Source organism: Rhizobium sophorae, assembly GCF_013087515.1.
GTDB classification, from domain to species: domain Bacteria; phylum Pseudomonadota; class Alphaproteobacteria; order Rhizobiales; family Rhizobiaceae; genus Rhizobium; species Rhizobium sophorae.
This window is the reverse complement of record NZ_JABFCN010000051.1, coordinates 54,223-74,808: the sequence shown is the minus strand read 5'-3', so window position 1 is coordinate 74,808 and position 20,586 is coordinate 54,223. Positions and strand designations below refer to the sequence as shown.

Sequence of the window (20,586 nt, the reverse complement as noted above, 5' to 3'; positions counted from 1 at the left end):
CGTTCTTTAGATTTAGAATAATTCTAAAAATTGGAGAAAGTCATGCTGACGCGATTTTTCAGATCCTCGAAACGATCTTTCGAGTCGCTGTCCGAGCAGGAGATTCTTGCCCTTGGGATCGCCTCCGAGGAAGACGATGCCCGCATCTATCTTGCCTATGCCGACAGGCTGCGCCGCGAATTTCCGGCCTCGGCCAAAGTCTTCGAGGACATGGCCGAAGTCGAGGATACCCATCGCAAGTCGTTGATCGAGATCCATCGCCAGCGTTTCGGCGAGCGCATCCCGTTGATCCGGCGCGAGCATGTGCAGGGTTTTTACGAGCGAAAGCCGGACTGGCTCAGGGCAAACCTTTCGCTGGATGCGATGCGGCAGGAAACCGAGGCGATGGAGGAGCAGGCCTATCGCTTCTATGTCGAGGCGGCAAAACGGACTGCGGACGCCTCGACGCGTGAGCTTCTCGGCGATCTCGCCCTCGCCGAACAGGGACATGAGGATATCGCCCGCATGCTGGGCGACAAACATACGCCCGCAGACGTCAAGCACGACGAGGACGCGACGGTGCATCGGCAATTCGTGCTGACCTATGTGCAGCCGGGTCTTGCCGGACTCATGGACGGCTCGGTCTCGACTCTGGCGCCGATCTTCGCCGCCGCCTTCGCCACGCAGGATACCTGGCAGACCTTTCTCGTCGGCCTTTCGGCCTCTGTCGGCGCCGGCATATCGATGGGCTTCACTGAGGCCGCCCATGACGACGGCAAGATCTCCGGCAGAGGCTCGCCGGTAAAGCGCGGCCTTGCCTGCGGCATCATGACGACGCTCGGCGGCCTTGGCCACGCGCTGCCCTATCTGATCCCGCATTTCTGGACAGCGACGATCACCGCCGCCGTCGTCGTCTTCTTCGAACTCTGGGCCATCGCCTTCATCCAGAACCGCTACATGGAAACCCCCTTCCTGCGCGCCGCCTTCCAGGTGGTGCTCGGCGGCGGCCTGGTGCTCGGCGCGGGGATTTTGATTGGGAATGGGTGAGGAGCGGTCGGCGAAGCCGAGCAATCGATCCAGTGAATCGATTGCAGCGACGAACGCCCTGAGCCCAAAGCGAAGGGCCGGGAGACGGTGCGTCATACCCGGCATCAAAAGCGGTCCGTGCCCTTCGCCTGCGCTCAGTGCACTCGCGGCCTCGCCGCTCCCCCCCTCATCTGCCTGCCGGCATCGACCGCGGTCGAGCCACGGGTCTCGACCGCGGTCGATGCCGGCAGGGCAAGGGGGTGAGGAGCGGTAGCGACGAACGCCTTGAGCGCAAGCGAAAGGCCGCGGCAGCCCTCCTCTCCACATAAGGACAAAGAGAACCATCCCCAAAAGCAAAAGGCCGGCAAAGCGCCGGCCTTTCCACATTCTCTATTGCAACCCTTACCGCAGCGCGCCGACTAGGACGTCGCGGCCGTTCTCGATGGTGACCCAGCGGCCGGCATTGTAGCTCGACTGGCGCTTGACGAAGGAATAGGGCGTGCCGAACCACGGCTTGACGTCGGCGGCGAGGTTGTCGAGCACGAAATCGCCCTCGGCGGTGCGCAGCGTCAGCACCGCATGACCTTCACCATCCGGCTTGCGCACGACGGTCATCAGCAGATCGGCAGCCGGAAAGCCGCGTTGGATCAGCATGCGGCGCTTCAACAGCGCGAAATCCTCGCAGTCGCCGGCGGTGGTCGGATAGGCCCAGACCTCATCCTTGCCGTAGATTTCCTTGTCGGTCATCGGCGTGATCGTGCGGTTGACCGTGGCGTTGACCGAACGCACGAGCGACCACTTCCCCAGGGTCATGGCAACGGGGCCGGCGTTGCGGTTTGCGCCGCATTCAATGCGGTGAATCTGACAGAAATCATAGTGCCCGATCGGCTGTGAGGTGGCATTGCCTGTCACCATGGAAGCATTTCTGCTGGGGGCTGGTATGGCGGCCGTCGCCATCGCAAACATGGCCATCATGGCCACAAAGATACCCTTGATCCGCACGCCCGCTCTTTCCTTGCATCGCCCTTATTTATTAACAAAGTGTTAATGGAGAGGGCCGGAAAGAGTCAATCGTTACTTCTTGGGAGGACCTTACGACCCGCCGATATGGTTAAAATGCAACGGGTTGGGGGACCTGCATCAGGCGAATTTATCCGCCTCTGCCGTTCGAGCGGGCATCTGCCTATTTGTTGATGAACGAATGATGCCTTTGACGGCACTCAAGAGAAGCGCGATATCGCCGGGGCGGGAAAGGCGGTGGTCGCCGTCGCGGACGAAGGTCAGCACAACGTCGTCGGAGGGAAGATGTTCGACCAGTTTCATCGCATGCGCATGCGGCACATCTGCGTCTTTCATGCCCTGGAGAATGTGCACCGGGCAGCCGGTTTCGATGATGCCGTCGAGCACCCGGTTCTTTCGGCCGTCCTCGATCAGCGCCCGCGTATAGATGTTGGGTTCTGGGCTGTATTGCGAGCGCTCTTCGAAATAGCCGCGCTCGGCAAGCGACTTGCGCTCCTTGGCCTTCAGATTCGGCTCGATCAGCTCGGAGGTGAAATCGGGGGCCGGCGCGATCAGCACCATCCCTGCGAGCTTTGGGCCTTCGAGCGTTACGCCGCCCTGGCGCGCAAGCTCCTGCGCCAGCCTGAGCGCGATCCAGCCGCCCATCGACGAGCCGACGAGGATTATCCGATCGGGGGCGACATGGCGGAGGACGGCAAGTGCCTCCTCCAGCCAGCGCGAGATCGTGCCGTCGCTGAAGCTGCCGCCGGAAAGCCCGTGGCCGGAATAGTCGAGGCGGATGCAGGCAAGCCCAAGGTCCGCCGCCAGCCCATCGAGTTCCACCGCCTTGGTGCCGCTCATGTCGGAGCGGTAGCCGGACAGCCAGACGAGTGCCGGTGCGCCATTGCCGGCCCGTGCCGGGCGGACAAGCATGGCGATCTCACGCGCCGCCTCACCCTCGCCGACCGTCAGGAACTGCGGTTGGGCAATGGACAACTGATCGGGCATCGGCGAAACTCCTGTTGTTTTGGCCTATAAAACAGATTCTTGGCAGGCTGACAGCGGGTGATTTTTCCGCTAAAGGATGATATTGACTCCGTTGCAGCGATGACGCGACACGTTTGTGCACCCCTGATTGGGAGCGCGATGCTGCAACGTTCCGAAACAACGCGAGGAGAATACGACCATTCGCAGACCTTTTAAAACCGACGCGCCCGTGAAGGACGGACCGCGTTCGAACCGTGAAATCCGCATTCCCAAAGTTCAGCTGATCGGGGCTGACGGTGAGAATATGGGCGTCGTGCCTACCGACCAGGCCTTGAGAATGGCGGAAGAAGCCGGCCTCGATCTCGTCGAAATTTCCCCCAACGTCGAACCGCCGGTGTGCAAGATCCTCGACCTGGGCAAGCTGAAATATGCCAACCAGAAGAAGGCTGCCGAGGCGCGCAAGAAGCAGAAGATCGTCGAAGTCAAGGAAATCAAGATGCGCCCGAACATCGACACCCATGATTATGAGGTGAAGATGAAGGCGATGGGTCGCTTCTTCGACGAAGGCGACAAGGTCAAGGTGACGCTGAAGTTCCGCGGCCGCGAAATGGCCCACCAAGAACTCGGCATGAAGCTTCTGCAGCAGGTCAAGGCCGATACGATCGAGTTCGCCAAGGTCGAAGCTGAACCCAAGCTCGAAGGCCGCCAGATGATGATGGTGCTGGCGCCGAAATAAGCGCCAGGCAGTTTTTCGCCCAAGGCCGTCCGCAAGGGCGGCTTTTGTGCTTTATGCCATTCTGCTTTGGGTCATTGTATTTTGGGATGCGCGAAGATTCCTCCGCGGCCCCGTTGCACTTTCATGACGCTGCGGTTATAAGCGCGCGTCCGAACTGACCGGCAGGGCATGCCGTGGCAGTTTCGAATGCTTGCGGAACGGTTCGTCGCCGATGCCGCAGATCAACAACAAACGCTCCCGCACCTGGTTGCGACGGCCGGAGAACCGGACTTCGCGAGAAGGGCTTTTTTGATAAGCGCGCAGGGAGGACAGAAGGAGTAGCAAAATGCCCAAGATGAAGACGAAGTCCTCTGCCAAGAAGCGGTTCAAGATCACCGCAACCGGCAAGGTCAAGGCTGCCGCTGCCGGCAAGCGCCATGGCATGATCAAGCGTTCCAACAAGTTCATTCGCGATGCACGTGGCACCATGGTTCTCGCAGAACCGGATGGCCGCAAGGTTATCAAGAATTACCTGCCGAACGGTCTCTGAGACTCGTCCGCGAACGCTAGATTTAAGGAGATCATGATATGGCACGTGTCAAAAGAGGCGTCACCTCTCACGCCAAGCACAAGAAGGTTCTGAAGGCCGCAAAGGGCTTTTACGGCCGCCGCAAGAACACCATCCGTACCGCCAAGGCTGCTGTCGATCGTTCGAAGCAGTACGCCTACCGCGACCGCAAGGTCAACAAGCGCAACTTCCGTGCGCTTTGGATCCAGCGCATCAACGCCGCTGTGCGTGAATTCGGCCTGACTTATGGCCGCTTCATCGACGGCCTGAACAAGGCTGGCATCGAAGTCGACCGCAAGGTTCTCTCCGACATGGCGATCCACGAGCCGGAAGCATTCGGCGCGCTGGTCAGCGCTGCCAAGAAGGCTCTTGAATACCTCAAGGAAGCCGGCACGACGAACGAGTTTGAAGGCGCGGTCAAGTAACCAGCGCTTCCCAAGCTTTTGAATTTATGATTTTGGGAAACCCGCGCTGGTTTGGGCTAGCGCGGGTTTTTCTTTCTTTATATTCCTGGCGCCGGCCGGCGCCGCCTGCCTCCCGATCGCCCGCCTGATACTGGACGGAAAGAAGTGACAATGTCAGATATCGACCAGCTCAATGCATCGCTGCTCGCCGAAATCGCCGCCGCCGATGACGAAACGGCGCTCGAAGCCGTGCGCGTTTCCGCCCTCGGCAAGAAGGGCTCCGTCTCCGAACTGTTGAAGACGCTCGGCGCCATGACGCCGGAAGAGCGCCAAAGCAAGGGCGCGGCGATCAATGTTCTGAAGAACGCGGTGACCGAGGCGCTCACCGCTCGCAAGACGACGCTCCGGCAAGCGGCGATCGATGCGCGGCTGAAGGCCGAGACGGTCGACGTCAGCCTGCCGGTGCGCTCTTCGCCGGCCGAGCGCGGCCGTATCCATCCGATCAGCCAGATCGTCGACGAGATCACCGCGATCTTCGCCGACATGGGCTTCTCGATCGCCGAAGGTCCCGACATCGAGACCGATTATTACAATTTCACCGCGCTGAATTTCCCCGAAGGCCATCCGGCCCGCGAGATGCACGACACCTTCTTCTTCAACCCGGATGAGAATGGCGAGCGCAAGGTCCTGCGCACCCACACCTCGCCGGTGCAGGTGCGCACCATGGAGGCGCAGACACCGCCGATCCGCATCATCATTCCCGGCAAGACCTACCGCCAGGACTCGGACGCCACCCATTCGCCGATGTTCCATCAGGTCGAAGGCCTGGTCGTCGACAAGAAGGCCAATGTCGCCAACCTCCGCTGGGTGCTGGAAGAATTCTGCAAGACCTTCTTCGAGGTCAACAGCGTGACGATGCGTTTCCGCCCGTCCTTCTTCCCCTTCACCGAGCCCTCCTTCGAGGTCGATATCCAGTGCGACCGCTCCGGCCCGATCGTCAAGTTCGGCGAGGGCACCGACTGGATGGAGATCCTCGGCTGCGGCATGGTCCACCCGAACGTGCTGCGTTACGGCGGGCTCGATCCGGACGAATATCAGGGTTTTGCCTGGGGCATGGGCCTCGACCGCATCGCCATGCTGAAATACGGCATGCCCGACCTGCGCGACTTCTTCAACGCCGACGTCCGCTGGATGACGCATTACGGCTTCCGCCCGCTCGACATGCCGACGCTGTTCGGCGGCCTCAGCGCTTGAACGGAGAATTGGGACGATGAAATTCACGCTCTCCTGGTTGAAAGAGCATCTGGAAACGGATGCCGGCCTCGATGGAATCTGCACGCGCCTCACCGAGATCGGACTGGAGGTCGAGGACGTCGACGACAAGGCGGCATTCAAGCCCTTCGTTATCGCCAGGGTCGTCTCGGCCGAAAAACATCCGCAGGCCGATCGCCTGAAGGTCCTGATGGTCGATACCGGATCCGGCGCGCCGGTCCAGGTCGTCTGCGGCGCCCCGAATGCGCGCGCCGGTCTCGTCGGCGCCTTCGCAGCGCCCGGAACCTATGTTCCCGGTATCGACGTGACGCTCGCCGTCGGCAATATCCGCGGCGTCGAAAGCCATGGCATGATGTGCTCCGAAAAGGAGCTGCAGATCTCCGATAGTCACGACGGCATCATCGATCTGCCCGAGGATGCGCCGGTCGGCCAGAGTTATGCCGCCTATGCGCATCTCGACGACCCGATAATCGAGATCAACCTGACGCCCAACCGGCCGGATTGCACCTCGATCCACGGCATCGCCCGCGATCTCGCTGCCTCCGGCCTCGGCACGTTGAAGACGCGGCCCGCGCCGTCCTTCGCCGTCGAAGGCGAGACGCCGGTGAAGCTGACGCTCGATCTCGACGATCCGAAGCTTTGCCCGGGTTTTGCGCTGCGCCTCGTGCGCGGCGTCAGGAACGGCCCGAGCCCGCGCTGGATGCAGCAGCGGCTGATCGCCATCGGCCTGCGCCCCATCAACGCGCTTGTTGATGTCACCAATTACATGACCTTCGATCAGGGGCGGCCGATCCACGTCTTCGACGCTGCCAAGATCAAGGGCAACCTGACCGTCCGCCGCGCCGTCGAGGGCGAGACGGTTCTGGCGCTCGACCAGCGCGAATACAAGCTCTCGCCGAACAACGTCGTCATCGCCGATGAGGATGGCATCGAATCGATCGGCGGCATCATGGGCGGCGAACATTCCGGCTGCGATGAGAGCACCGTCGACGTTTTGATCGAATCCGCCCTCTGGGACCCGATGAACATCGCCAAGTCAGGCCGCAGCCTCGGCATCATCACCGATGCCCGCTACCGCTTCGAACGCGGCGTCGATCCGGAATATATGGTCCCCGGTCTCGAACGCACGACGGAACTGGTGGTGGAACTTTGCGGTGGCAAACCCGCCAGAGCAGAGGTCGTCGGCTACAAGGGTTACCAGCCGAAGATCGTCGATTTCCCCTATTCGGAGGTCAAGCGCTTGACGGGCCTCGACGTCTCGAATGAGGAAAGCAACACGATCCTGACGCGCCTTGGCTTCAAGGTCTCCGGTTCCGGCGAGCGGGTCTCCGTCGCCGTTCCCTCTTGGCGTCCCGATGTCGACGGCAAGGCAGATCTCGTGGAAGAAGTCATGCGCATCCACGGCGTCGACAATATCAAGCCGGCGCCGCTCGAAAGTCACGCGGCCGTCAACGGCAAGATCCTGACGACGCTGCAGATCCGCAGCCGCCTCGCCAAGCGGGCGCTCGCCGCACGCGGCATGCTCGAAGCCGTCACCTGGTCCTTCATTCCGGAAGACCAGGCAAAGCTGTTCGGCGGCGGCTCGCCCGCCCTCAAGCTTGCCAACCCGATCGCCGCCGAAATGTCGGATATGCGCCCGTCACTCCTGCCGGGCCTGCTGACCGCAGCCCAGCGCAATGCCGACAAGGGTTACGCCGACGTCGCCCTCTTCGAGGTCTCCGGCACCTATGAGAACGACAGGGCGGACGGTCAGCGCCGCGTGGCCGGCGGCATTCGCCGCGGCACAGCCTCGCTTGCCGGCGCCGGTCGCGCCTGGTCGAACGCCGCCAAGGGCGGGGGCAAGCCGGTCGACGTCTTCGACGCCAAAGCCGATGCGCTCGCCGTCATCGAAGCCTGCGGCCTGCCGATGGGCAATATCCAGATCGAGCAGGGCGGACCGGAATGGTATCATCCCGGCCGTTCCGGCACGATCAAGATGGGGCCGAAAGTCGTGCTCGGCTATTTCGGCGAATTCCATCCTCTGACGCTGGAAGCGCTCGACGTCTCCGGCGCTCTCTGCGGCTTCGAGGTCTATGTCGACGCCATGCCGGAGCCCAAGCGCAAGGCGACGCGCACCAAGCCGGCGCTTGAGCTGTCGCCCTTCCAGGTGGTGCGGCGCGACTTCGCCTTCGTCGTCGACAAGACGGTGGAAGCCGGCGCCATCGTCAAGGCTGCGACCGGGGCTGACCGCAAGCTGGTGACCGGCGTCAATGTCTTCGATATCTTCGAGGGTGCATCGGTTGGCGACGGCAAGAAGTCGGTGGCGATCGAGGTTCAGATCCAGCCGGTCGAGCGCACGCTGACGGACGAGGATTTCGAGGCGCTGACGCAGAAGATCGTCGCCAGCGTCGCCAAATTCACCGGCGGTGTCCTCAGAAGCTGAGCTTCACCCAACGTTGTCAAATAATGGACCGGTCGCGAATGGCGGCCGGTCCTTTCACCTATGCAGATGGAAGAGTTTGCTGACGATCGTCCAGCGGCCGTCGATCTTCAGCAGCGAGAGATAATCGGTAAAGCGCATTCCGGCAAAGTCGTCTGTCACCTTGACGCTTGCCGCTTCGCCCTCGACATCGACGCTCTGAATGTCCATGTAGGGCTGCGTGCCGGGTGGCGCCGGCTCTTCCGCCAGGATCGCGGCGATGAACTCGTCCCGCGTCAGCCATTCGACCGCATTTTCGTAATGGCCGATGATCGAGCTTTGCGGGTGAAAGGCCTTTTTCAAGGCTGCCTCATTGGCGAAGGCCATGCCTTCGACATAGAGATGAACTGTCTGTTCGACTGCCTGCCTGTCCGACATATTGTCATCCCGTTCTCCGAGATGGCCTTAGATAGTTTCGCCAGCCCCGAAGGCAAGCCCGGCCGGTTGTTGCCGACCGGGCTTTCGCTCTTTGTTTCGGTAGGGGTTCAGATATTCGTCATGGCAAGCGAGGCGTCCGAATAGCGCTTGCCGGCCACCTGTCCGGCGGGGATCGCTTCGCTGAGCTGCTCGAGTTCCGCCGGGCTCAGCACGATATCGGCAGCGGCCGCATTCTGTTCGAGATGGTGAAGCTTGCGGGCGCCGGGGATCGGCACGATGTCGTCGCCCTGGTTCAACACCCAGGCCAGCGCCAGCTGCGCCGCCGTCACGCCTTTCTCGGCGGCAAGCCGCTCGAGAGTCGCGACGAGGGCGGCATTAGCGTCGAAATTTTCCGCCTGGAACCGCGGCACTTGCCGACGGAAATCGTCGGCAGCTAGATCCTCCACTTTGCGGATCGACCCGGTCAGGAAGCCGCGTCCAAGCGGGCTATAAGGTACGAAGCCGATGCCGAGTTCGCGGCATGTCGCAAGCACCTCCTCTTCAGGATCGCGCGTCCAGAGCGAATACTCACTCTGCAGGGCTGCGATCGGATGGACTTCATGGGCGCGGCGAATGGTTGCGCTGCCGGCTTCCGAAAGCCCGAGCGCCCGGACTTTGCCTTCCTTCACCAGTTCCGCCATCACGCCGACGGTCTCCTCGATCGGCACATTGGGATCGACCCGGTGCTGATAAAAGAGGTCGATGGTGTCGATGCCGAGGCGTTTCAGCGAAGCCTCGGCGACCGCGCGCACATGCTTGGGGCGGCTGTCGACGCCGGCGATGGCGGCAGCACCCGGCTTGTTGGCATCGATCTTGAAGCCGAATTTGGTAGCGATCACCACGCGGTCCCGGAATGGCTTCAGCGCTTTGCCGAGCAGAACCTCGTTGGTGAAGGGACCATAGACTTCTGCGGTGTCGAAGAAGGTGACGCCGAGATCGATGGCGCGATGCAGTGTCTTCATCGATTCTGCATCGTCGCTGGCGCCGTAGGCGAAGCTCATGCCCATGCAGCCAAGGCCGACGGCAGAGACGGTCAGATCGTTTCCGAGTTTCCGGGTTTTCATGAAGTGCTCCTTTGAGCTGATTTTGAAACCGCTTGATCGGTTGTTGCGGCACCAGCAGACCATATCGCTGCAGCATCGATCAGAAAATACATGCAGTTTCAAACGGGTTGTTCTATCATTTCGATCAATGAACAGGACCCAGCTCTCGCAACTCGCCGTTCTCGCCGCCGTCTCGGAGCATCGCAGCTTCAGGGCCGCTGCAAAGGAACTCCTCGTCGCGCCCTCGGCCGTCAGCCATGCGATCTCCAGCCTAGAAGACAGTCTGGGGGTGCGGCTGCTGGCGCGCACCACCCGCAGCGTGGCGCCGACGGAGGAGGGCCGCCTGCTTCTTGAAAGACTTCGTCCCGCACTCGAGGAGATCGATATTGCCTTGGAGGCCGTCCGCGATACGCGCGTCAAGCCGGCCGGAAACCTGCGCATCACCGCGCCGCGCTTCGCCTCCGATCTGCTGCTCGCCCCGCGCCTCGGCGACTTTCTCAACCTCTATCCCGATATCACCCTGGAGATCGCCAATGAGGACGGCTTCACCGATATCGTCAAGGAGGGTTTCGATGCCGGCATCCGGCTGGAGGAGAGCCTCGAGGCTGATATGATCGCGGTCAGGGTTTCCCCCAATCTGACGACGGTGATCGCCGCTTCGCCCGAATATTTCGAGTATCATCCGAAGCCGCAGCATCCACGCGATCTCGTCCATCACCGCTGCATCAAGCGGCGCTTTACCAACGGCTCGATCTATCGCTGGGAATTCGAAAAGGACGGGCAGGAACTGGTCGTTTCGGTCGACGGGCCGCTGATCGTCAGCGAGGATCGCCTCGCGCTGCTTGCGGCGTTGAATGGCGCCGGTCTTGCCTATCTCTTCGACATGCGGGTCTATGCGGAACTCGCGACCGGCAAGCTGGTGCGGGTGCTGGAGGATTGGTGCGCGCCCTATTCCGGGCCGTTTCTCTATTATCCCAGCCGGCGGCAGATGCGGCCGGCACTGCGCGCCTTCATCGATTTCTTCAGATATGCCGAGAAGGATGCGGGCGGCCGATAAATACTGAAACAGCCGCCCGTTCCCATCATTTCATCAGGCAGCCTTTGCCTTCTGGTTCGCCGCCGTGGTGGCGAGCTGGGAGAGGGTCTTGTCGGTGGCCGTTTCCTCCTGCAGCGTCTGGTCGAGCAGGCGGACGGCATCCTTGAGGCCGAGCGTCGCGGCCCAGGTCTTCAGCGTACCGTAGCGGGCGATTTCATAATGCTCGACCGCCTGAGCCGCAGAGATCAGGCCGGCATCGAGGGCCGATGTGCCCTTGAATTCCTCCATGATTTCTTCGCCCTCGGCCAGAATGCCCTGGATCGCCTCGCAGGTCTTGCCCTGGGCGCGTTTGCCGATCAGTTCGAAAACCTGCTGCAGGCGCTCGACCTGAGCTTCGGTTTCCTCACGGTGCTTTTCGAAGCCCGCCTTCAGTTCGGAGGACTGGGCGGCGCGCGCCATCTTCGGCAGGGCGCGCAAAATCTGCCGTTCGGCAAAGTAGATGTCCTTGAGTGTGTCGTGGAATAGATCTTCCAACGTCTTTTCCTTGGCCATTTTCTCGATCCTTGTTCTGGGGAAAACCGCGAATGCGGCGACACATTAAGAAGAGAAGATCCCGCTAATTGTTCCCGATCAATTTCGGGTGGACTGGAAATCGGTGCCGGGCAATGATTCCTGCCGTCGATGCGCAGGAGAATAACGTCATGCGAAAGCCGAATTCGATGAAGGGTCTGGAGGATCTCGGCCGCGTGCGGCTGTCGCAAAACTTCTTCCTTCGCGATTTCCTGCATTCCGAAATCGCCGATTTCTATGGCATCCCCAATATCCCCGAGGATCCCGATCTGGCGATCGAAGCGGGCAAGAGGCTCTGCGAGGAATTGCTGGAGCCGCTGGAGGCGACGTTCGGGCGCCTGCATGTCCGTTCCGGCTATCGTTCGTCCGCGGTCAACAGGTTCGGCAATGAGAACAATCTGAACTGTTCGACCAATGCGTCCACCGCCTCGCATCACATCTGGGATGTGAGGGACTTTGACGGCTGCATGGGTGCCGCCGTCTGCGTTGCGGTGCCGTGGATGGTCGACCACTACCACGATGAAAGCGACTGGCAGCGGCTCGCCTGGTGGATTCACGACCACCTGCCTTATGCCTCGCTCTGCTTCTTCCCGAGGCTCTGGGCCTTCAATATCCAGTGGCACGAACGACCGAAGCGGGTGATCCAGAGCTATGTCAGGCCACGCGGCATCCTCACCAAGCCGGGCATGGCCAATTGGGAAGGCGATCACGCCGCCTTTTACGAAGGATTTCCCCCGCTCAGAAACTGATGCGGTGCTCAGAAGGTGATGCGATAGCGGATGTGGCCGTCGCTTTCGACGTAGCTGTCATAGAGCGCTCGTGCGGTTCTGTTCTGCTCGCTCGTATGCCAGTAGAGCCGCGACCAGCCTTTGGCTTTGCAGGTCGAAACGAGATCGTCCATCAGCGCCCGCCCGACGCCTTTGCCGCGCGCATCGGCATCGACGAACAGGTCTTCGAGATAACAGTCCCTGCCGCGGATCCACGTGCCCTCATGGGTGAGATAGAGTGCAAATCCCATGGTCCTGCCGTCGATTTCGGCGACACGCATCGCGATTGCCGACGCCGGATCGAAGACCCGGAGCCATGTGGAATCGGTGATATCGGCATCGACCGTGACGTCGTAAAAGGCGAGGTAAGCCGCCCAAAGTTCGCGCCAGCGGTCTTCGTCCTCGGGGCGGGCATCACGTATCGTCACGGTCATGGGCTCTAATCTTTCAGGCGCCGGCTTGGTCGAGGAGCGCCATCGCGTCATCGGAAAGCGCCAGTGTCGCCGATTTCGCCAGGCTTTCAAGCTGCGAAAGGCTGGTGGCGCTGGCGATCGGCGCCGTCACGCCCTTCTTGCGCAGCAGCCAGGCGAGCGAAATTTCCGCCGGCTTGGCGCCGGTCTCGGCAGAAACCCTGTCGAGCGCGGCCAGGATGCGCAGGCCTTTGTCGTCGAGATATTTTGAAACCCGGCCCTCACGTGCGCGGCCTTGCGTATCGGACTTGCTGCGGTATTTGCCGGTGAGGAAGCCGGCGGCGAGGCTGAAATAGGTGATGACGCCGATGTCTTCTTTGACGCAGAGATCGGCAAGCGGCCCCTCGAAGCTTGCGCGCTCATAGAGATTATACTCCGGCTGCAGCACGTCGTAACGCGGCAGGCCGGCCTTTTCGGCAGCGTCGAAGGAGGCCTGGAGCAGTTTAGCATCATAATTCGAGCAGCCGATGGCGCGGATCTTGCCCTGCTGCTTCAGTTTGGCATAGGCGCCGAGCGTTTCCTCGTGCGGCGTATCTTCATCCGGCCAGTGCGAGAGATAGAGGTCGATATAGTCGGTCTGCAGCCGGCGCAGCGAATCCTCGACCGCCTTCAGGATATAGGTCTCCTTCAGCGTCTTTCCCTGTCCCATGTCGGAGCCGACCTTGGTGACGATAACGGCCTTGTCGCGCGAGACCTTGGCTTGGCTTAGCCAGCGCCCGATGATCTCCTCGGAATCGCCGCCCTTGTTGCCCGGAACCCATGCGGAATAGACATCCGCCGTATCGATCGTGTTCAGGCCTGCGTCGAAGAAGGCGTCGAGAATGGCGAAGGATGTTTTCTCGTCGGCCGTCCAGCCGAAGACATTGCCGCCGATGACGATCGGCGCGACCGATAGACCTGTTTTTCCAAGCCGGCGCATTTCCATGACGCTCTCCAGAAGTGTGAAGGAATTGAAATCGCGGATACGACAGAACGCCGCCCTGACGAGAACCTAGCGCGATCGGGGCATTAGGGAAACCAAACTTCCGTGATTTCATGTCGCGCCATTGCGCCACGGCTAAGGCCTGAATATGGTTCGCCGAACTCATTTTGGGGAGGCTTGGATCATGCTGCGTTTCGGTATCATTTCAACGGCGAAGATCGGCCGCGACAATGTCGTTCCGGCGATCCAGGATGCGGAGAATTGCGTCGTCACGGCGATTGCCAGCCGTGATCTGGCGCGCGCAAGGGAGATGGCCGACCGATTCTCGGTGCCGCATGCCTTCGGCTCCTACGAGGAGATGCTGGCCTCCGACCTCATCGACGCTGTCTACATCCCGCTGCCGACCTCGCAGCATATCGAATGGTCGATCAAATCAGCCGATGCCGGCAAGCACGTGCTCTGCGAAAAGCCCTTAGCGCTGAAGGCCGGCGATATCGACGATCTGATCGCCGCCCGCGACCGCAACCGGGTGGTGGTCACCGAAGCCTATATGATTACCTATTCCCCGGTCTGGCAGAAGGTGCGCTCGTTGATCGACGAGGGCGCCATCGGGTCGCTTCGGCATGTGCAGGGCGCCTTCACCTATTTCAACCGTGACCCCGGCAATATGCGCAATATCCCCGAGCTCGGCGGCGGCGGCCTTCCCGATATCGGCGTCTATCCGGTCATGGGCACGCGTTTTTCCACCGGCAAGGAGCCGCTCTGGATCCAGGCGATCACCGAGCGCGATGCGGATTTCGGCACGGATATCTATTCGAGCGTCAAGGCCGATTTCGGCGATTTCGAGCTGAGCTTCTATATCTCGACGCAGATGGCCAACCGCCAGGTCATGGTCTTCCACGGCACCGAAGGGTATATCGAGGTCAAATCGCCGTTCAACGCCAATCGCTGGGGACCGGAAGAGATCGAGCTTGCCGACCGCAGCCACAATGAATCGCGCATCTTCCGCTTCCAGGACAGCCGCCAGTACAAACGGCAGGTCGAGGCCTTCGCCCGGGCGGTGACGAACGGCAAGGAAGAGATCGTCACGCTCGAAAATTCGAAGCTGAATCAGAAGGTGATCGACGCGATCTACCGGGCCAGTGAGAAGGACGGCTGGGAAGCGGTCTAGCGATTAACCCCGAAAATCGGAATCGATTTTCGGAAAGGATTATGCGCCACTTCAGAGGGTTAGAGCGTCCTTAGCGCGCCCTATTGGACGCGCGGCGCTCTAATTATTCCGCGCGGAAGACGAAGCGCGAATAGCCGAAGAAGCTGAAGATCATCGAGGCGATGCTGGCGATCACCATGGCCGCTAGCGGCTGAAGCGCCGGCAGCGACAGCAGAAGCGCGGAATAGAGGCCGTAATTGACGAGCGCTGCCGTCACCCCGACCGAGCCGTAGCGGAAGCCTTCGGCGGCAAGCGAACGGCCGGAGCGATCGAAGGTGAAGCTCCGGTTGAAACCCCAGGTCGCGGCCATCGCGAAGGCGATCGCGATGAGCCGTGCCAGAAAAGGCCCGAGCGGCGTGAGATGGAGCAGCGCCGATAGGATGCCGGCATCGACGAGGAAGCCGATGCCGCCGGCGATGGTGAAGCGGACGAGCTTCTTCATGCCGCATCCGCCTTGCCGGGCGGCGCGCGCGAGACCGGCCCTGCGTCGCCGAGCGGCGCCTTTATAGCGCTCGGCCTTTCCAGACCTATATAATGGATACGAAGCTGTTCGGCGCGGGCACGCGCAACGGAATCCAGAATGACGCCGGCGGTGAACAGCATGAAGGAAATCATCATCAGCGCCGTCGACAGCACCCAGGTCGGCATGCGGCTAACGAGACCCGTTTCGAAATATTCCGCCAGCACCGGCGCCATGAAGCCGAGGCTCGCCAGCATGAAGGTGGCGCTGATTGCGCTGAAAAAGGCGAAGGGCCGGGTTTCCTTCATCAGCATCGCGAACATCCAGAGGATCTTGGCGCCGTCGCGGAATGTCGAAAGCTTGGAATGCGAGCCTTCCGGCCGGCGGCCATAATCGAGCTCCAGCTCACTGACCGGCAGCTTCAGCCGCGAGGCATGCACGGACATCTCGGTCTCGATCTCGAAGCCGCCTGATACCGCCGGGAAACTCTTGACGAAGCGGCGCGAAAACGCGCGGTAGCCGGAAAAGATATCGGTGAAGTCGGGGCCGAAGATCATCCGGTAAAGCAGGTTGAAAAGCCGGTTGCCGAGCGCATGGCCCTGACGGCCGGCATCGGCGTGCACACCACGCCTGGTGCCGACCACCATGTCGGCGCGCTCGGTCAGAAGCGTGCGGACCAGTTCCTCGGCATCCTCAGGCGCATAGGTGCCGTCGCCGTCGGCGATGATGTAGATGTCGGCTTCGATATCGGCGAACATGCGGCGCACGACATGGCCCTTGCCCTGACGCCGCTCGCGAACGACATGCGCGCCGGCAAGCATCGCCTGCAGAGCGGTGCCGTCGGTGGAATTGTTGTCGTAGACGTGGATCGCAGCATCGGGCAGCGTTGCCCGGAAACCCTGCACGACAGCGCCGATTGTCGCGGCTTCATTATAGCAGGGAAGCAGAACGGCAATATTGAGATTATCGGTGCGCGATCGGGCCATGACTCTACTCGTTACACTTGAAAGCCGCGCTCAGCCTAAATCATGCGCCGTTAATAAGACCCTATGACGCAGGCAAAATCGGCGGCTGCCACAAACGGCTTTTACACTTTCTTGATCGGCGGTGGCTAAAGTTCGGGTATCGAAACGAAGCGCTAACCACAATGAACGCTGTGCAGCCGATCCCGCATGCATCCTCCGCGATCGACGCTTCCAGGGGCGGGGTGCGCGACCTGCTGACGCGTCTCTGGCCGACCGTCATCGCCTATAGTGTCATCCTTGCCGCCGCCATCCTCATCACCAAGCTTTCCGGCGCCACCGATTACGTCGGCCCCGACAATGACGACGGAATGCGTCTCGTCGAGGTTCGTGATTTCCTGGCCGGGCAGGGCTGGTTCGATCTGATGCAATACCGTCTCGGCCTCGATGGCGGCACGCTCATGCATTGGTCGCGGCTGATCGATCTGCCGATCGCCTCGCTGATCTGGTTCTTCGGCCTGTTTGCGCCCCGCGAGACGGCCGAAGCGCTGGCGCTCGCCATCTGGCCGGTATCGCTCATCCTGCCCGCCATGCTCGCCATGGCGGTTGTCGGCCGGCGCATCGGCGGTATTGCCGCCATGCATATCAGTCTCGGCTTGACCGGTCTTGCGATTTACACCGGAAACCGTTTCGCGCCGGGCGCCATCGATCATCACAATGCGCAGCTGGCGCTGGTCGCGACGATGATCGCGATGCTGCTGGATCCCGAACGCCGCGCCTGGTGCTATGCGGTCGCTGGCGTCGCGGCGGCGGTTGCCATCGCCATCGGCGCCGAGACGACGCCCTTCGTCGCTACCGTCTGCGTGATCGTCGCCCTGCTCTGGGCATGGGAGGGCGAAGATTTTGCCGTCGCCGCCAAGGCCTTCGGGCTGGCGCTGGCGACTGCGATCAGCATCCTGTTCTTCGCAACCGTGCCGCCCCGGCTCTATTCAATGGTCACCTGCGATAATCTCTCGCTCGGCTATTACAGCCTGGCGGCGATCGGCGGCGGGTTGCTGTTGTTTTCGGCGGTTTTTGCCAGCCGCTTGCGCCGGCCCATGCGCTTTGCCGCACTCGCCGTCGTCGGCGCCGGCGTCCTCGGTTCGGCGATCGTGATCGCACCGCAATGCCTGAGCGATCCGCTGGCCGGTCTCGATCCGATGCTGGTCGAGCTCTGGCTGAGAAATGTTTCAGAAGCGCAGTCGATTTTCGCTCTCGCACGCACCGACCCCTTCTCGATCGGTGGCTTCTATGCGGCCGGCCTGTTCGGTATCGCCGTCTGCATCTTCCGTATCGTTCAGCGTGACCGCGTGCAGATCCACCTGATCCTGCTCTTCCTGCTGATGACGAGCTGGGCAATCGCGCTGGTCCAGGTGCGCGGTTCCACCTTCTCGAACCTGATCTCCATCCTGCCGCTTGCCCTGTTGATTATAGATGTCCGCCGCATCTCCAACGGCGACAGCGAGAATGTCGCAGCCGCCTTCGTCTATATCGTCACCGTGCTCGCCAGTGCTCCGGCCGCTTGGGCCGTCGGCGGCGGATTTGTCTCGCTGCAGATGGAGAATGCCGCGCGGGAGAAGGCGACGGAGCCGGCAAAGAAGATTTCATGCACATCGCAAGCGGCGCTGGCGCCGCTCGCCGGGCTGCCGGCCGGATTGGTCTCGGCGCCGTCGGAAATGGGCGTGCCCATCCTCCGCTTCACCGCGAACAGGGTTCTTTCTGCACCATATCATCGCAATCAGGGCGGCATGCTGACGGAGCTGCATATCGGCATGGCGGCGCCGCAGGAGGCGGAAGCCTTCCTGAAGGGGACCGGCGTGACGGTGCTCGCCTTCTGCCCCGGCGACCTGCAGACCCGCGAGATCACCAAACTGAAGCCGGATGGGCTCTATGCTGAGCTCGGCAAGGGCAATATCCCGCCCTATCTGGAACCGCTTCCGAAGGCGGCAGACGTGGGCGTTCAGTTCTTTCGCTATCGGCCGGCGACGAACTGACGCCGGCAATCTTCAGGATGGGAAAAAGCATGTCGCGATAACGACATGCGTAAAAACAAAACAAACGCGGCAAGCCAATCTGAAAGATCGCGACGCGCTAATCAGTGTGAAAACGCGTTGTCAGTGCGAAACCCGCATGGCGCGGCGAAGACGCTGATTGGCATAGAGCCCGAGCACGAAGAGCATGAGGCCGCCATTATAACCGAGCACGGCATAGACGAATGCGAGAATAGACACCGGCCCGGGCGAGGTTATCGCCGCCAACGCGAATGTCATTCCGATCAGCGCGGCGACCAGCGCGATCACGCCAGCCGAACGCGTCTGCCCGGCGCTGACGCCCAATGCTGCTGCTGTGAGAATAATCATTTCAGCACCTTCCCAGAGAGAACGAGGGGAAGCATAGGAAGCGCCAACTAACAAAGATTTACCGGCGATCTTCGCCGAAAAGCCTTTGTATTGCGGTGGTTAGCAATCCCTTTCGGGTAAAACGCATATTCTAACTATCCGTTCCGCAACAAAACAGATTTACACGATTTTGTTGTTTGTCCACCTGGCTGCAACGAGTGCATGTGCAGGATGCATTGAGACGAGCGCGCTTGATGCAATGGCGACGAACCCCTCCCACAACGATTTCAACGGCCGGGAAAACAGGTTCCTGCGCCAAGGCTGAGCTTCCCGTTTATCGCTGAGCGACATACAAAGAGGGATGAGCAACGTCTTCGACGGCGATTCGCCGACCAACCTTGCCGAATATTCGGTTTCGGAACTTTCCGGCTCGATCAAGCGCACTGTCGAAACCGCCTTCGACCAGGTTCGCGTGCGCGGCGAAATCTCCGGCTATCGTGGCCCGCACTCCTCGGGCCATGCCTATTTCGCGCTGAAGGACGACCGCGCCCGCATCGACGCCGTCATCTGGAAGGGCACCTTCTCACGGCTGAAGTTCCGCCCGGAAGAGGGCATGGAAGTCATCGCTACCGGCAAGGTCACGACCTTTCCGGGCTCCTCGAAATATCAGATCGTCATCGAGACGCTGGAGCCGGCCGGCGCCGGCGCGCTGATGGCGCTGATCGAAGAGCGTAAGCGCAAGCTCGGCGCCGAGGGCCTGTTCGATGCCGCCCGCAAGAAGCGGCTGCCCTTCATGCCCAGCGTAATTGGCGTCGTCACCTCGCCGACCGGCGCCGTGATCCGCGATATCCTTCACCGTATCTCCGATCGTTTTCCCGTACATGTCCTCGTCTGGCCGGTGAAGGTCCAGGGCGAGGGCTCCGGCGAGGAGGTGGCGAACGCCATCCGCGGCTTCAACGCGCTTGAACCTTCGGGCGCCATCCCGCGCCCGGACGTGCTGATCGTCGCGCGCGGCGGCGGCAGTCTGGAAGATCTCTGGAGCTTCAACGACGAAATCGTTGTGCGCGCTGCGGCCGAAAGCCGGATACCGCTGATCTCGGCCGTCGGCCATGAGACCGACTGGACGCTGATCGACTATGCCGCCGATGTCCGTGCCCCGACGCCGACGGGGGCAGCGGAAATGGCGGTGCCGGTGAAGGCGGAGCTCGAGGCGCAGGCCGCCGCTCTTGCCGCGCGCCTGCAGGGCTGCATGAACCGGCAGATGGATCAGCGCCGCCAGTCGGTGCGCGCGCTGATGCGGGCATTGCCGTCGCTCGATCAGCTTCTCGCCTTGCCGCGCCGCCGTTTCGACGAGGCGGCAACCGGTCTCGGCCGCGGACTGGAGCTCAACACCATCAACAAGCGCCGCGGCTTCGAGCGCGTCGGCTCGCATCTGCGCCCGGATCTGCTCGCCGGCCGCATCGCCGAGCGCCGCCAGACGCTGAACGAGCGCATGGCCCGGGCCGAGCGCATGGTCGAGCGGTTGATCGACCGCTCGAAATCACGTGTAGACCGCGCCGAAGCAATCCTCGCCTCGCTGCCTGCCCGGATGAAGGCCCAGACCGACCGCGGCCGCGAACGCCTCGGCAATCTTTCGCGCCATGCCGATACGGCGATCCGCCACCAGCTGACCCGCGCGCGCGCCGAGCTTTCCGCGCAGGACCGCGTGCTGCAGTCGCTCTCCTATAAGAATGTGCTGAAGCGCGGCTACGCCGTCATCCGCGATGAGGATAACAGGCCGGTCTCGCAGGCTGCTCAACTCTCCGCCGGCATGGGCATCGCCATCGAATTCGCCGACGGTCGTGTCGGCGCCATGACCACGGAAGGCGGCACACCGCCGGCCGGCGCCAAGAAGCGCAGCGTAAAACCCGCAGAACCGCCGAAGCAGGGAAGCCTGTTCTGAC

At 61.7% G+C, this 20,586-nt stretch carries 21 protein-coding genes; 11 read left to right on the top strand and 10 right to left on the bottom strand.

Annotated features, from left to right (window positions below; all coding sequences use genetic code 11):
- The first annotated feature begins 42 nt into the window (after positions 1 to 42).
- Positions 43 to 1,026 (top strand): iron exporter MbfA, encoded by a 984-nt coding sequence (mbfA, locus tag G9X64_RS28845; RefSeq protein ID WP_168308057.1) that lies wholly within the window; start codon positions 43 to 45, stop codon positions 1,024 to 1,026.
- Between the two features lie 381 nt (positions 1,027 to 1,407).
- Here the strand turns inward: mbfA and G9X64_RS28840 are convergent, their stop codons facing one another.
- Positions 1,408 to 2,007: a transglutaminase-like cysteine peptidase gene (locus tag G9X64_RS28840; RefSeq protein WP_168308056.1), complete on the bottom strand. Its 600-nt coding sequence runs from the start codon at positions 2,005 to 2,007 to the stop codon at positions 1,408 to 1,410.
- A gap of 138 nt (positions 2,008 to 2,145) precedes the next feature.
- The gene (locus G9X64_RS28835; RefSeq protein WP_171377870.1) at positions 2,146 to 3,012 is read right to left on the bottom strand and encodes an alpha/beta hydrolase; all 867 of its coding nucleotides are present in this window, start codon (positions 3,010 to 3,012) and stop codon (positions 2,146 to 2,148) included.
- A 178-nt stretch (positions 3,013 to 3,190) separates the two neighbouring features.
- Here G9X64_RS28835 and infC point away from each other — a divergent pair, with 178 nt between their 5' ends.
- From infC to pheT, 5 genes are all read left to right on the top strand, one after another.
- The gene (gene infC / locus G9X64_RS28830) at positions 3,191 to 3,727 is read left to right on the top strand and encodes a translation initiation factor IF-3 (RefSeq protein ID WP_075225634.1); all 537 of its coding nucleotides are present in this window, start codon (positions 3,191 to 3,193) and stop codon (positions 3,725 to 3,727) included.
- 325 nt (positions 3,728 to 4,052) lie between these two features.
- On the top strand, positions 4,053 to 4,256 hold the full coding sequence (rpmI, locus tag G9X64_RS28825) for a 50S ribosomal protein L35 (protein WP_003544621.1): 204 nt from the start codon (positions 4,053 to 4,055) through the stop codon (positions 4,254 to 4,256).
- A 38-nt stretch (positions 4,257 to 4,294) separates the two neighbouring features.
- Entirely contained in the window at positions 4,295 to 4,699 is a 405-nt protein-coding gene (rplT, locus tag G9X64_RS28820; protein WP_012759783.1) for a 50S ribosomal protein L20, read from the top strand.
- 150 nt (positions 4,700 to 4,849) lie between these two features.
- A complete protein-coding gene (pheS, locus tag G9X64_RS28815) occupies positions 4,850 to 5,932 on the top strand; it encodes a phenylalanine--tRNA ligase subunit alpha (protein WP_168314693.1) in 1,083 nt (360 codons plus the stop codon).
- 16 nt (positions 5,933 to 5,948) lie between these two features.
- Positions 5,949 to 8,372: a phenylalanine--tRNA ligase subunit beta gene (pheT, locus tag G9X64_RS28810; protein ID WP_171377869.1), complete on the top strand. Its 2,424-nt coding sequence runs from the start codon at positions 5,949 to 5,951 to the stop codon at positions 8,370 to 8,372.
- 54 nt (positions 8,373 to 8,426) lie between these two features.
- Here pheT and G9X64_RS28805 read toward each other — a convergent pair whose 3' ends face one another.
- The gene (locus tag G9X64_RS28805) at positions 8,427 to 8,786 is read right to left on the bottom strand and encodes a nuclear transport factor 2 family protein (protein ID WP_168308052.1); all 360 of its coding nucleotides are present in this window, start codon (positions 8,784 to 8,786) and stop codon (positions 8,427 to 8,429) included.
- Between the two features lie 107 nt (positions 8,787 to 8,893).
- The gene (locus G9X64_RS28800; protein WP_168314691.1) at positions 8,894 to 9,889 is read right to left on the bottom strand and encodes an aldo/keto reductase; all 996 of its coding nucleotides are present in this window, start codon (positions 9,887 to 9,889) and stop codon (positions 8,894 to 8,896) included.
- Between the two features lie 127 nt (positions 9,890 to 10,016).
- Here G9X64_RS28800 and G9X64_RS28795 point away from each other — a divergent pair, with 127 nt between their 5' ends.
- Entirely contained in the window at positions 10,017 to 10,925 is a 909-nt protein-coding gene (locus G9X64_RS28795) for a LysR family transcriptional regulator (protein ID WP_168308050.1), read from the top strand.
- A gap of 33 nt (positions 10,926 to 10,958) precedes the next feature.
- Here G9X64_RS28795 and G9X64_RS28790 read toward each other — a convergent pair whose 3' ends face one another.
- Positions 10,959 to 11,456, bottom strand: a complete 498-nt coding sequence (locus tag G9X64_RS28790; RefSeq protein ID WP_097617111.1) for a YciE/YciF ferroxidase family protein — start codon at positions 11,454 to 11,456, stop codon at positions 10,959 to 10,961.
- A gap of 113 nt (positions 11,457 to 11,569) precedes the next feature.
- Between G9X64_RS28790 and G9X64_RS28785 the strand changes: the two genes are divergently transcribed.
- Positions 11,570 to 12,223, top strand: a complete 654-nt coding sequence (locus G9X64_RS28785; protein WP_168314690.1) for a hypothetical protein — start codon at positions 11,570 to 11,572, stop codon at positions 12,221 to 12,223.
- Positions 12,224 to 12,231: 8 nt separating this feature from the next.
- Here G9X64_RS28785 and G9X64_RS28780 read toward each other — a convergent pair whose 3' ends face one another.
- Together G9X64_RS28780 and G9X64_RS28775 are read right to left on the bottom strand one after the other, a co-directional pair.
- Entirely contained in the window at positions 12,232 to 12,675 is a 444-nt protein-coding gene (locus G9X64_RS28780) for a GNAT family N-acetyltransferase (protein ID WP_168308048.1), read from the bottom strand.
- 13 nt (positions 12,676 to 12,688) lie between these two features.
- On the bottom strand, positions 12,689 to 13,636 hold the full coding sequence (locus G9X64_RS28775; RefSeq protein ID WP_168308047.1) for an aldo/keto reductase: 948 nt from the start codon (positions 13,634 to 13,636) through the stop codon (positions 12,689 to 12,691).
- 181 nt (positions 13,637 to 13,817) lie between these two features.
- Here G9X64_RS28775 and G9X64_RS28770 point away from each other — a divergent pair, with 181 nt between their 5' ends.
- Positions 13,818 to 14,804, top strand: coding sequence for a Gfo/Idh/MocA family protein (locus tag G9X64_RS28770; protein WP_168314688.1), 987 nt, complete (start codon positions 13,818 to 13,820; stop codon positions 14,802 to 14,804).
- 103 nt (positions 14,805 to 14,907) lie between these two features.
- Here the strand turns inward: G9X64_RS28770 and G9X64_RS28765 are convergent, their stop codons facing one another.
- Both G9X64_RS28765 and G9X64_RS28760 read right to left on the bottom strand, forming a co-directional pair.
- Positions 14,908 to 15,285: a GtrA family protein gene (locus G9X64_RS28765; RefSeq protein ID WP_168314687.1), complete on the bottom strand. Its 378-nt coding sequence runs from the start codon at positions 15,283 to 15,285 to the stop codon at positions 14,908 to 14,910.
- Positions 15,282 to 16,289: a glycosyltransferase gene (locus G9X64_RS28760; RefSeq protein WP_171377868.1), complete on the bottom strand. Its 1,008-nt coding sequence runs from the start codon at positions 16,287 to 16,289 to the stop codon at positions 15,282 to 15,284. Before G9X64_RS28760 ends, G9X64_RS28765 begins: the two co-directional genes overlap by 4 nt.
- 161 nt (positions 16,290 to 16,450) lie before the next feature.
- Here G9X64_RS28760 and G9X64_RS28755 point away from each other — a divergent pair, with 161 nt between their 5' ends.
- Entirely contained in the window at positions 16,451 to 18,298 is a 1,848-nt protein-coding gene (locus G9X64_RS28755; protein WP_168314685.1) for a hypothetical protein, read from the top strand.
- 120 nt (positions 18,299 to 18,418) lie between these two features.
- On the opposite strand, the gene G9X64_RS28750 is transcribed toward G9X64_RS28755, so the two are convergent.
- Positions 18,419 to 18,664, bottom strand: a complete 246-nt coding sequence (locus G9X64_RS28750) for a hypothetical protein (RefSeq protein ID WP_003544643.1) — start codon at positions 18,662 to 18,664, stop codon at positions 18,419 to 18,421.
- 340 nt (positions 18,665 to 19,004) lie between these two features.
- Here G9X64_RS28750 and xseA point away from each other — a divergent pair, with 340 nt between their 5' ends.
- Positions 19,005 to 20,585, top strand: coding sequence for an exodeoxyribonuclease VII large subunit (gene xseA, locus G9X64_RS28745; RefSeq protein WP_168308042.1), 1,581 nt, complete (start codon positions 19,005 to 19,007; stop codon positions 20,583 to 20,585).
- Position 20,586 lies beyond the last annotated feature (1 nt).